General features: G+C 60.4%; 7 protein-coding genes. 5 read left to right on the forward strand and 2 right to left on the reverse strand.

Annotated elements, in window-relative coordinates; all coding sequences use genetic code 11:
- The first annotated feature begins 15 nt into the window (after positions 1-15).
- Genes trpB through lgt form a run of 3 tightly spaced genes read left to right on the forward strand, consistent with a single transcriptional unit; the run spans position 16 to position 3,065 of the window.
- On the forward strand, positions 16-1,335 hold the full coding sequence (gene trpB, locus IEV00_RS00830) for a tryptophan synthase subunit beta (RefSeq protein WP_188358452.1): 1,320 nt from the start codon (positions 16-18) through the stop codon (positions 1,333-1,335).
- The gene (gene trpA / locus IEV00_RS00835; RefSeq protein ID WP_188358453.1) at positions 1,335-2,186 is read left to right on the forward strand and encodes a tryptophan synthase subunit alpha; all 852 of its coding nucleotides are present in this window, start codon (positions 1,335-1,337) and stop codon (positions 2,184-2,186) included. The genes trpB and trpA overlap by 1 nt, the downstream gene beginning before the upstream one ends.
- 12 nt (positions 2,187-2,198) lie before the next feature.
- Positions 2,199-3,065 (forward strand): prolipoprotein diacylglyceryl transferase, encoded by an 867-nt coding sequence (gene lgt, locus IEV00_RS00840; RefSeq protein WP_188358454.1) that lies wholly within the window; start codon positions 2,199-2,201, stop codon positions 3,063-3,065.
- 49 nt (positions 3,066-3,114) lie between these two features.
- Here lgt and IEV00_RS00845 read toward each other — a convergent pair whose 3' ends face one another.
- A complete protein-coding gene (locus IEV00_RS00845) occupies positions 3,115-4,497 on the reverse strand; it encodes a threonine/serine exporter family protein (RefSeq protein WP_188358455.1) in 1,383 nt (460 codons plus the stop codon).
- Positions 4,498-5,081: 584 nt separating this feature from the next.
- Here IEV00_RS00845 and gltB point away from each other — a divergent pair.
- Positions 5,082-9,755 (forward strand): glutamate synthase large subunit, encoded by a 4,674-nt coding sequence (gene gltB / locus IEV00_RS00850; protein WP_188358456.1) that lies wholly within the window; start codon positions 5,082-5,084, stop codon positions 9,753-9,755.
- Complete coding sequence (locus IEV00_RS00855) at positions 9,748-11,211, forward strand: glutamate synthase subunit beta (RefSeq protein WP_188358457.1); 1,464 nt, start codon at positions 9,748-9,750, stop codon at positions 11,209-11,211. Before gltB ends, IEV00_RS00855 begins: the two co-directional genes overlap by 8 nt.
- Before the next feature lie 136 nt (positions 11,212-11,347).
- On the opposite strand, the gene IEV00_RS00860 is transcribed toward IEV00_RS00855, so the two are convergent.
- Entirely contained in the window at positions 11,348-11,920 is a 573-nt protein-coding gene (locus tag IEV00_RS00860; protein WP_188358458.1) for a flavodoxin domain-containing protein, read from the reverse strand.
- Between the last annotated feature and the right edge of the window lie 9 nt (positions 11,921-11,929).

The raw sequence follows: 11,929 nt of genomic DNA on the forward strand, positions 1-11,929 counted from the left end.
GATAGGTAGTCGAGTATGACTGAGAATCTTGTAGACCAGTTTTTGGGTGAACCGGGGGAGTCCCTGAAGAATGCCCCCGGACCCTATTTTGGCAAGTACGGTGGCCAGTGGATGCCCGAGTCGCTCATGGCTGCCATGGAGGAACTGGAAGAGACCTTCAATAAGGCTCGCGAAGACGAGGAGTTCATGGCGGAGTTCCGCCGTCTGTCTCGGGAGTACTCTAACCGCCCCTCGCTGCTGACCGAGGTGCCCCGGTTCTCCGAGCACGCCGGGGGCGTGCGCTTCTTCCTCAAGCGAGAAGATCTCAACCACACCGGCTCCCACAAGATTAACAACGTGATTGGCCAGGCTCTGCTGGCTAAGCGCATGGGCAAAACCCGTCTGATTGCTGAGACCGGTGCAGGCCAGCACGGTGTTGCCACCGCTACCGCCGCCGCCCTCTTCGGCATGGAGTGTGTGGTTTATATGGGGGAGGAAGATACCGAGCGTCAGGCGCTGAACGTGGCGCGTATGCAGCTGCTGGGTGCCAAGGTGATTGCGGTGCAGACCGGTTCCCGCACCCTCAAAGACGCCATTAATGAGGCTCTGCGCGACTGGGTTGCCAATGTTGAGACCACCCACTACCTGCTGGGTACCGCTGCCGGGGCGCACCCTTTCCCCGCCATGGTGCGCTTCTTCCACGATGCCATTGGTTCAGAGGCTCGCGAGCAGATTCTTGAATCAGCCGGCAGACTGCCCGACGGCATCGCTGCCTGCGTGGGTGGCGGTTCGAACGCTATCGGTATGTTCCACGCTTTCCTGGACGATTCAGACGTGCAGATTTATGGCTTTGAGGCCGGTGGTGACGGCGTGGACACCGACCGTCACGCTGCCACCATCAATCTGGGCCGGCCGGGTATGCTCCACGGCGCGGTAACCTACCTGATGCAGGATGAAGACGGCCAGATCATTGAGTCCCACTCGATTTCTGCCGGTCTGGACTACCCGGGTGTGGGCCCCGAGCACTCCTACCTCAACGATATTGGCCGGGTGAGCTACCAGCCGGTGACCGACACCGAGGCAATGGACGCCCTGCGCCTGCTCTGCCAGACCGAGGGCATTATTCCGGCCCTGGAATCGGCTCACGCTCTGGCGGGTGCCGTGCGGGTGGCCAAGGAATGGGCAGCTGAAGATCCCGAGGCGGCCAAGCAGAAGATTATGATTGTCTGCCTCTCGGGCCGCGGTGATAAAGACATGGAAACCGCGCTCAAATGGTTCGGCCTGGGCAAGGCAATCCCTAGCTCAACCCTGCTGACCGGTAACACCGAGGCTACCAAGGAACGTGAGGCGAAGTAATGACCTATCAGGACAAAATTCCCGGCGCTGCCAAGTTCTCCGTGCTCGAGAAGAAGTTTCCCGCGCCCAACCCCGATTCCAAGCTCAAGGCAAAACTTGAGGCATGCCAGGTAGAGGGCCGTGCCGCGCTGATTGGCTACCTGCCCGTGGGCTATCCCACCGTAGATGACTCAATTGCCGCCGCTATTGAACTGGGCAAGAACGGTGCAGACATTATTGAGCTGGGTATTCCCTACTCCGACCCGGTAATGGATGGACCGGTGATTCAGCGGGCAACCGAAGAGGCAATCCGCAACGGTTTTCACGTCAAGGATGTTTTCCGCGCCGTGAAGGAAATCAGCGAGGCAACCGAGGCGGTCGTCGTCGTCATGACCTACTGGAATCCCATTCTGCGCTACGGCGTTAACGCTTTCGCCCACGACCTAGCAGAGGCCGGGGGAGCGGGCATGATTACCCCCGACCTCGTACCCGATGAGGCCTCCGAGTGGTTTGAAGCCTCCGATAACTTTGGCCTCGACCGCATCTTCCTCGCCGCGATTTCCAGCTCTACCGAGCGGTTGAACCTGGTCTCGGCGGCGTCCTCGGGCTTTGTCTACGCGGTCTCGGTGATGGGTGTGACCGGCGCGCGGTCTTCGGTCAACACCGCCGCCCAGACCCTGGTGGAGAACCTGCGCACCGCCGGTGCCCCCAAGGTCTGCGTGGGCCTGGGCGTCTCCAAGCGCGAGCACGTGGAAGAAATCGGTGCTTATGCGGACGGCGTGATTGTGGGTACTGCGCTGGTTAAGGCTTTGCAGGACGGCGGCCCGGCGGCTGTGGGTGCGCTGACCCGCGAGCTTGCCGGTCGAGCATAGAAAGGAAACAGATTGGGTTCAACTCTGTTAGCTTCTATTCCCTCGCCCTCGGTCAGCCAGTTTTCGCTGGGGCCGCTGACCGTTCACTTTTACGCGCTGTGTATTCTGACCGGCATTGTGGTCTGCCTCTGGCTAACCTCCCGCCGCTGGAAGAGCTGGGGCGAGGACCCCGAGCGGGTCTGGGATATCGCCATTTGGGCGATTCCCTTTGGCATTGTCGGTGCCCGCGCCTACCACGTGCTCATTACCGACCCCGCCTCTTACTTCGGCCCCGGCGTTGACCCCTGGGGCTGGGCAAAGATTTGGGAGGGCGGTATCGGCATTATGGGTGCAATTTCGGTGGGCGGTCTGGGTGCCTGGCTTGCCTGCCGCCGCTACGGAATCTCCCTGGTGAAATTTGCCGACGCCGCTGCCCCCGGTATTATTCTGGCGCAGGCCTTTGGCCGCTGGGGAAACTGGTTCAACCAGGAGCTCTTCGGTAAGCCCACCACCCTGCCCTGGGGCCTGGAGATTGACTACTTCTCGGGGAACTTCCCCCGCCAGTACCCGCCGGGTACCCTCTTTCACCCCACCTTCCTCTACGAGTCTCTGTGGAATCTGCTCGGTGCGATAGTGCTGATTGTTCTGGGGCGAAAGGCTGTGCTGAAGCTGGGGCAGACCTTCTGGCTCTACGTGCTCTGGTACGGGGTAGGTCGTTTTATGATTGAGAGCTTTCTGCGTATCGATAACGCGCAGATGTTCCTGGGACTGCGCGTGCATATCTGGACGTCCGGTGCCCTGATTCTTCTGGGCCTGATTGGTTTTCTGGTCTTTGGCGCCCGGGCCCGCAGGCTTGAAAAGGCTTCCGATCAAGAGGCCACAGTTGAAAAAGTAAGCTAGTCAGAGCGTAAAAATGGCCTGTTCTCTCCTGTGGAGAACAGGCCATTTTCTATTCCCTGGGCTCAGCGCCGTTGAAGGGTTTGCTGAAGACCGGCAGCATAATGTCCTTGGCCTGGTACTCGTGCTGTAGGTCCCGGTCAAAGCGTTTGTCGGGATGGGTTCGCAAGAACTGGCGTTTGCGAATCTGCCAGAGCAGCTGAGAGAGCAGGTACTGGCCTAAGGTTCCGCCCATCGACAGGCAGTAGGTGGTCACCAGAGCTTCCATGAGGGAGGTAGAGGTATCGCCCAGGCCGAAGAAGTAGCTCAGGGCACCCTGGTAGATCATCAGGCCGGGGAAGAGGGGGAGTAGCGCCACCAGCATCAAAGCGTTGGAGGTCAGACTGACCATGCGGGAGCAAAGCACGCAGAGGCCACCGATGATGGTTCCCACCGTGAAGATAGCTGAGTAGGTATTGACCTCGAAGGACTCGGACAGAATCAGGTAAAAGACCTCGGCAAGGCTGCCTAAAATAACAAGGGCCAGCAGGCGAATTTTCCAGCCGCCGCTTGCCAGGCCAAAGCCACCGGCCACCAGCGCTGCGCCGAGGATTGAATAGAACCAGTTGGTTGATTCGGCAGAGACCAGGGTAACCAGCTGAATATCGTCTCCAATGAAGGGCTGGGCCGCCGCGATAGCCGCTGCCACGCCCGAGATAAGGCCCGCGGTACACACGGCGATATCCATGAGTCGGCCTGCCGCCGAGAGGTACCAGCCGGTAATTGAATCCTGAATCACCGCGTAGGCCGTTACACCCGCTAGCCGGGAGGCAAGGGCGGAGACAATGCAGATAGTAGCCTGGTCGGTATTGGTCAGCAACATAAAGCCCGCGGCAAGAAAGACCGCGCAGAAACCACCGGCGGCATAGCTGAAGATTCCCGGTGCTCCCACCCGGGAGAGCCATCGGAAGAGCATGGAGACAAAGACCGATACCAGCACGGCGCCCAGGGTGGTGGTGAAGTCACCGTTGAGCAGAATAGAGAAGCCGGCTCCTAGAATTCCGTAGCCAGCGGTGGTCCACCACCACAGGGTGCGGTATTTATTCCGCTCATAATACTGTTGCAGGGCCAGGTTAGCTTCTTCAATTTCAAGGTCGCCCATCAGGTACTGCTCAATGGTGTCTTCTGCACGGGTTCTCCACCAAATATCGAGCACTCCCGGAGCGATGTTGTGCATGCGGGAGATGGGAAAAGAATCGCTGGTGGGCTGGTAGCTAACGGTTAGCTGACCCACGGTAATGCTGACCGAGACATTTTCCATACCGGCTTTAGCGCAGATGGCCAGCAGGGTTTTGGTGGTGGAGGCGGCGCTGGCACCGCTGCGCAGCAATGCCTCACCTGCGTTGAAGAGAAGGTCGAAGATCTTGCTGTTTTCGGGGGACATATTGTTGTTCATGATGCTCTGCCCTAGATTCCGTTACTGAGAAGTAACCTATCAACTTATGCCGGCTCAGGCATGAGCTGCGACACGAAGAGGGGACTGGGCCTTGTTTCAGAATATGAAACAGAACCCTCTTCATAATGAGAATACTCTTGCATACAAATGGAATTTTATGCATAGAATGGGTTTTACAGAGTGCAAGAGGTGTAAGCAAGGCTAATACTTACTCACCTAGCCCCGTTTTTTACGCCAATGTAACAAGCCGGTTTACCGATTAGAAACATAAAAATTGCACAATGGACATATCTGAGAAGAGACTCACTTAAGTGGGTGTTCTGTCTCATAGTGACCGTAAGAGACCTGATCAAGATGAACTGTCATCACACACAGGAGTTATCCCGGTTTCCCCCAGTACCACTGGGCTCCGCGATTTCCTCTTATGAATCGCTGCAATGGCGCGGCTAGTCATACACCTCCCCGTTTCTCTTCGGGGGCGCCACATCAGCGTGCGTGTTGACCTGCCCGAGCCTACCTGCCAGTATCGTTCGCGCAACCCCTCGCGGGAAGCGCCTCGACCATGTGGAGAGGAAAAGGCCTTTATGACCCACTCCCAGCTCACCGAAGAGAAGTTTTCTTCGAGCACCCAGCACGCTGAATCGCCTTTTAAGACTTTCGCCGCCATTCCCGAGGCGACCGGGCTCTACAACCCCGAGTCTGAGAAGGATGCCTGCGGTCTTGCCATGATTGCCACCCTGCGCGGTGAAGCAGGGCACGACATTGTGGATCACGCGCTGGTTGCTCTGCGTCGCCTGGAACACCGCGGTGCAGTGGGAGCTGACGAGGGAACCGGTGACGGCGCGGGTATTCTGCTTCAGGTTCCTGACGAGTTCCTGCGCTCCGTAGTTGATTTTGAGCTGCCCGCCGAGGGTAAGTACGCCGTGGGTACCGCTTTTCTCCCCACCAACGGGGTCAATGCAGACGAGCTCAAAGAGGGCCTCACCGCCATCGCGAAAAAAGAGGGCCTGACCGTTCTGGGCTGGCGCGAGGTGCCAATCGTGCCCGAGCTCGTGGGTAAGTCGGCCCGCGCCGTCATGCCCTACTTCGTGCAGATGTTCGTGGCAGAGGCCAGCGCAACCGAGGTGGACGCCGTAGCTGCCCCCTTCACCGGCCACATTCCGGTGATTGATCTTGACCAGGACGCCGAGCGGGTTCAGCTGGATCAGAAGGCTTTCCGCGTGCGCAAGCGCGCCCAGCACAAGCTGGGAGTTTACTTCCCCTCTTTCTCATCGCGCACCATCGTTTACAAGGGCATGCTGACCACCGCCCAGCTGGAGCCCTTCTATCCCGATCTTTCAGACCCGCGCTTCAAGACCAAGCTGGCGATTGTCCACTCGCGTTTCTCCACCAACACCTTCCCCTCCTGGCCGCTGGCCCAGCCCTTCCGCACCATCGCCCACAACGGTGAAATCAACACCGTCAAGGGCAACCGTAACTGGATGCGCGCCCGCCAGTCCCAGATGAAGTCACCGGTACTGGGTCGCAATCCCGAAGAACTTTTCCCCATCTGCTCGGTGGGTGCCTCAGACTCCCAGTCTTTCGATGAGGTTGCCGAGCTCCTGCTTCTTTCGGGCCGTTCTGCACCGCAGGTCATGATGATGATGGTGCCGGAGGCCTGGGAAAACAACGAGAACATGGACGAAGACCGTAAGGCCTTCTACCGCTACCACTCCACCCTCATGGAGCCCTGGGACGGCCCCGCCGCTATTGCTTTTACGGACGGCGCCCGCGTGGGTTCTGTGCTGGACCGCAACGGTCTGCGTCCCGGCCGCTACTGGGTGACCGACGAGGGCCTGGTGGTGCTGGGCTCCGAGGTGGGCATCGTAGACATCGACGAGGAACACATCGTTGAAAAGGGTCGGGTGAGCCCCGGCAAGATGTTCTTTGTCGATACCGAAGCCGGCCGTCTTATTCCAGACGAAGAGGTGAAAGCCGAAGTAGCGGCGTCCGCCCCCTGGAAGAAGTGGGCCGACGAATCCCTGGTCAACCTCGCCGACCTTCCCGAGCGAGAGCACATCCGCTACCCGCGGTCTTCTACCACCCTGCGTCAGCAGACCTTTGGCTACACCACCGAAGAGCTGAAGAAGATCCTGGGGCCTATGGCGGTGACCGGCGCCGAGCCCATCTACGCGATGGGCACCGACACCCCCATTGCTGTGCTGGCCAACCGCTCCCGCCTGCTCTTTGACTACTTCATCCAGTCTTTTGCTCAGGTGACCAACCCGCCGCTGGACTCCATCCGCGAAGAGCTGGTGACCTCGCTGAAGACCTCCATCGGCCCCGACGGCAACCTGTTGCGCAAGGGCCAGGTCGAGACCAGCCAGGTCGCCATCGACTTCCCCGTGATCAACAACGATGAGCTCGACAAGATCGCGCACATCACTGACGAAGACGGCATGGAGGTTGCCCTGAAGGTTCGTGGCCTCTACAACCCCAGCGGGGGAGAGGCTGCCCTGCGGGCCCGCCTGACCGAAATCTGCGAGAAGGTCTCTGCCGCGGTCAACCGCGGTGTGCAGCACATCATTCTCTCTGACCGTCACTCCAACGGCCAGTGGGCCCCCATCCCCTCCCTGCTGCTGACCGCCGCCGTCCACCACCACCTGCTACGCTCGGCGACCCGCACCAAGGCGTCCCTGATTGTGGAGGCCGGCGACGTCCGCGAAGTTCACCACGTGGCAACCCTCATCGGCTACGGCGCCTCCGCCGTGAACCCCTACCTGGCGATGGAATCGGTGGAGCAGCTGGTGCGCGAGGGCGAAATCACCGGTGTCACCGAGCAGGAGGCTGTCAAGAACCTCATTAAGGCCCTGGGCAAGGGCCTACAGAAGATTATGTCCAAGATGGGCATCTCCACCGTTTCCTCCTACACCGGCGCGCAGACCTTTGAGGCACTCGGCCTCTCCCAGCGCCTCTGCGACGAGTTCTTTACCGGCACCAATTCGCAGATGGACGGCGTGGGGCTGGACGTCATTGCCGAGGAAGTTCGCATCCGCCACGAGAAGGCCTACCCCGAGGACGGCGTGACGGTGCCTCACCGCCCGCTGGAATCCGGTGGCGAATACGACTGGCGCCGCGACGGTGCACCCCACCTCTTCAACCCGGCGACCATCTTCCGCCTACAGCACTCGACCAAGACCCGCCGCTACGACATCTTCAAGTCCTACACCAAGCTGGTAGATGACCAGTCTAAGGATTTGATGACCCTGCGCGGTCTGCTCAAATTCAAGGAAGACCGCACCCCCATCTCCATTGATGAGGTGGAGCCGGTCTCTGAGATTGTCAAGCGCTTCTCCACCGGTGCAATGAGCTACGGCTCTATTTCCAAGGAAGCCCACGAGACCCTGGCGATTGCCATGAACCGGCTGGGCGCTAAGTCCAACACCGGTGAGGGTGGCGAAGACGTTGACCGCCTGCTCGACCCCGAGCGCCGTTCGGCTATCAAGCAGGTAGCTTCGGGCCGCTTTGGCGTAACCTCCCTCTACCTGACCAATGCCGACGACATTCAGATTAAGATGGCCCAGGGCGCTAAGCCCGGTGAGGGTGGCCAGCTCATGGCGGCTAAGGTCTACCCCTGGGTGGCCAAGACCCGCCACTCAACCCCCGGCGTTTCCCTGATTTCGCCTCCGCCGCACCACGACATCTACTCGATTGAGGACTTGGCGCAGCTCATCTACGACCTGAAGCGCTCCAACCCCGAGGCCCGCATTCACGTGAAGCTGGTTTCGGAACTGGGCATTGGTACCGTGGCGGCGGGCGTGACCAAGGCGAAGGCAGACGTCGTCCTGATTTCCGGTCATGACGGCGGAACCGGTGCGGCACCGCTGAACTCGCTCAAGCACGCCGGCGCCCCCTGGGAGCTGGGCCTGGCAGAAGCGCAGCAGACCCTGCTGCTCAACGGCCTGCGCGACCGCGTGGTGGTTCAGGCAGACGGCCAGATGAAGACCGGCCGCGACGTCATTATCGCGGCCCTGCTGGGCGCTGAAGAGTACGGCTTCGCCACCGCTCCGCTGGTGGTTGAGGGCTGCATTATGATGCGCAAGTGCCACTTGGATACCTGCCCCGTGGGCGTAGCAACCCAGAATCCCGACCTGCGCGCCCGCTTCACCGGCCAGGCAGACCACGTGGTTAACTTCTTCGAGTTCATCGCTGAAGAAGTACGCGAATACCTGGCCGCCCTGGGCTTCCGCACCCTGGACGAAGCGATTGGCCATGCAGAGGTGCTCGATACCTCGGCCGCTATTTCCCATTGGAAGGCAGACGGGCTGGACCTCACCAACGTGCTCAAGTCCAGCTTCGTGGAGTATGACGGCGAGGGCGTGCGCAACACCCGCACCCAGGACCACGAGCTCGAGAAGCACATTGATAACAAGCTCATTGCCGAGGCAGAGCCGGCGCTGACCAACCGCTCAAAGGTCAGCATTACCTCTGAGGTGGTCAATACTGACCGTTCGGTGGGCACCATGCTCGGCCATAAGGTCACCAAGACTTTCGGTGTGGAGACCCTGGACGACGACACCATCGAGATTAACCTGACCGGCCAGGCGGGTCAGTCTCTGGGTGCCTTCGTTCCCAAGGGCGTGACCCTGCGCTTGACCGGCGACTCCAACGACTACGCGGGCAAGGGTCTCTCCGGCGGTCGCCTGATTATCAAGCCCGCCGAAAGGGCCTCCTTCGTTGCCCACGAGAACGTGGTAGCCGGTAACGTGATTGGCTACGGCGCCACCAGCGGAGAGATTTACCTGCGAGGTATCGTGGGCGAACGATTCCTGGTGCGTAACTCCGGTGCCACCGCAGTTGTCGAGGGAATCGGCGACCACGGCTGCGAGTACATGACCGGCGGCAAGGCGCTGATTCTCGGCTCCACCGGCCGCAATTTCGGCGCCGGTATGTCCGGCGGTATTGCCTACGTGATGGATCTCGATATGGATAGGGTCAACAGGCAGTCCCGTGACTCCGGTGAACTGACCTTCGTCGAGCTCACCCACGAAGACCAGAAGGACGTCGAGAGCCTCCTGCGTGCCCACGAGGCAGAAACCGGCTCCCTGCTGGCCCGGGAGCTGCTGGCTGACCTTCCGGCAACCTTTGCCCGTATCACCAAGGTTCTGCCCCGCGATTTCGCGGCGGTACAGCAGATTCGAGCTGAGGCAGAATCAACCGGTGAAGACCCCGACTCAATGAATGTCTGGAATAAGATTTTGGAGGTAACCCGTGGCTGATCCTCGCGGATTCCTAAAAGTAACCAACCGTCAAGACCGCCCCAAGCGACCCGTGCCGGTGCGTATTCTGGACTTCAAAGAGGTTCAGGTGGCGCAGAACGAGGCGGTGCTCAAAAACCAGGCATCGCGCTGCATGGACTGCGGTGTTCCCTTCTGCCACATGGGTTGCCCCCTGGGCAACCTGATTCCCGAGTGGAACGATTTGGTCTGGCGCGGCCAAACCGCTGAGGCAGTGGAGCGGATGCACGCCACCAATAACTTCCCCGAGTTCACCGGCCGGGTCTGCCCGGCTCCCTGCGAGTCCTCCTGCGTGCTGGGCATCAACCAGCCCGCGGTGACCATCAAGCAGATTGAATACTCCATCGGTGAAGCGGCCTTTGACGAGAACCTGATTGAACCCATCATGCCCGAGCGCATGCTGGATAAGACCGTTGCCGTGGTGGGCTCGGGCCCTGCCGGTCTGGCAGCTGCCCAGCAGCTCACCCAGGCGGGCTTTACCGTGGCGGTCTACGAGCGCGATGACAAGATTGGCGGTCTGCTGCGCTACGGTATTCCCGACTTCAAACTCGAAAAAGATGTGGTTGACCGCCGCCTGGCCGTGATGGAGGCCGAGGGCACCCGCTTCCGCACCAACGTTGAGGTGGGCAAAGACATCAGCTGGGACGAGCTCAAAAAGCGCTTTGACGCCGTCATTGTAGCGACCGGCGCCACCAAGCCCCGCGGGCTGAACATTCCCGGTGCAGACCTCGACGGTGTGCACTTTGCCATGGACTACCTCACCGAGTCCAACCGGGTAGTCTCCGGTCTCAAATCGGCACCCGAAATCAACGCAACCGGCAAGAACGTGATTGTTCTCGGCGGCGGCGACACCGGCTCCGACTGCATCGGCACCGCTGTGCGCCAGGGGGCGGCGTCCATCACCACCCTGGCCATCGGTAAGGAGCCCCCGCGCGACCGCGCCGACCACGAGCCCTGGCCCATGTATCCCAAGGTGTTCGAGGTTTCCTCCTCCCACGAGGAAGGCGGCGAGCGCAAGTATCTGGCCTCCACCGTGGAGTTCGTGGGGGAGAACGGTAAGCTCACCGGCCTGAAGGTCGCAGAGACCGAGTACATGGACGACGGCCGCCGACTGCCCAAGGCAGGCACCGAGCACATTATTCCCGCCGACCTGGTTTTCCTGGCCCTGGGCTTCACCGGCCAGGATTCGGAGAGTATCACCGAGCAGCTGGGCGCTGAGTTTGACGCTCGCACCAACGTGGCGCGCGACGAGACCTACATGACCAACGTGCCCGGCGTCTTCTCCGCCGGTGACGCCGGCCGTGGTCAGTCCCTGGTGGTCTGGGCCATCGCCGAGGGCCGCGCCTGCGCAGCAGCGGTGGAGCGCTACCTGACCGGTTCAACCAGCCTGCCCGAGCCGGTAGGCCCCGGCGATCGGGAGATTGACCTGGCGGTCTAGGCGACAGGAAGTTTATTCAAGGTGGCCCCAACGGACAGTGCGAGAGCGCCTGGCCAACTGGCATCGGGGCTGGCGTTTAAGGGAGGTTGGCCAGCGCTCTCGCGCTGACCAACCTCCCTTTGAAAAATAATAAAAACTATGAGCCGAGGGCCGCTAGCACATCTTCAACCAGTGGGGCTATTGCAGAGCGGTCGCTATAGTCCACCGTCTTCTTCTCGAAACTTTCGAGCATCTGCCGGTTAGCCTCGTTCTTGTTGGGCAGGGCGGCAATCGCTGCGCGAATACCCATCATGGTGGTCTTGTGCTTTAGCGAGAGTCTAGTGTGGTCGAGTCCACCGCGGAAGTGGTAGAGCCGGGCACCTTCCACCAGGTCGTTTCCAAAATTTTTGCTGACAATTCCGTCTAGCTTTTCCGCAGGCGCACCTGCCAGTCCGCTAAAGGAGACGCTGAAGAAGAAGCGAGGTTTCGACTTGAGCTGGGGAGCCAGTTTTTTCAGCTCGCCTGCCCCGGTCAGAAAGCCACCGTAGTCAGAGGCACCCGCCACGACGGCGTCCGCCGCCTGCACCTGCGCGGCTGTTGCCTGCGCGATGGGGGAGAGCTGAACCTCAACCTCGGGTCGCAGGGAAAGCAAATCTTCTGCAATCCAGCGGGCGTAGTTTTCAGTGAAGCCGTACTGGCTGGCAAAAAGAACAAGAACCTGAGAAGACACGGCAGGAAA

Source organism: Rothia aerolata (assembly GCF_014635585.1).
In the GTDB taxonomy this organism is placed as follows: domain Bacteria; phylum Actinomycetota; class Actinomycetes; order Actinomycetales; family Micrococcaceae; genus Rothia; species Rothia aerolata.

What these genes read in the sequence shown, in the direction of transcription:
- trpB (WP_188358452.1), top strand. Translation starts at nt 16, where the DNA reads ATGACTGAGAATCTTGTAGACCAGTTTTTGGGTGAACCGGGGGAGTCC.
- trpA (WP_188358453.1), top strand. Translation starts at nt 1,335, where the DNA reads ATGACCTATCAGGACAAAATTCCCGGCGCTGCCAAGTTCTCCGTGCTC.
- IEV00_RS00845 (WP_188358455.1), bottom strand. Translation starts at nt 4,497, where the DNA reads ATGAACAACAATATGTCCCCCGAAAACAGCAAGATCTTCGACCTTCTC.
- gltB (WP_188358456.1), top strand. Translation starts at nt 5,082, where the DNA reads ATGACCCACTCCCAGCTCACCGAAGAGAAGTTTTCTTCGAGCACCCAG.